Genomic DNA, 229 nt, shown 5'->3' on the forward strand with positions numbered 1-229 from the left:
ATACCAATACCTATCCCACCAATTACTCCATAATAAAAATACAATTCAAATAATGTGTCTGCACCACTAGCTAATACTAGACCAAGTCCGAGAAATAATCCTCCAATGGTGGCAACCGACCTCGGTCCTATTTTATCCTGGAGCCTTCCTGCAAAAATAGTTACAAAAGCAAATACAGCAATTGTAATGGAAAAAGTTACAACAACTTCTTCCCTATGCCATCCAAACG

1 pseudogene is annotated in these 229 nt (G+C 38.4%); it reads right to left on the reverse strand.

The features are described 5' to 3' along the window. Positions 1-229: pseudogene (locus AOA60_RS33390) on the reverse strand (hypothetical protein); the annotation flags it as partial.

Source organism: Pseudomonas sp. 2822-17, from assembly GCF_002742485.1.
Taxonomy (GTDB): domain Bacteria; phylum Pseudomonadota; class Gammaproteobacteria; order Pseudomonadales; family Pseudomonadaceae; genus Aquipseudomonas; species Aquipseudomonas cyclaminis.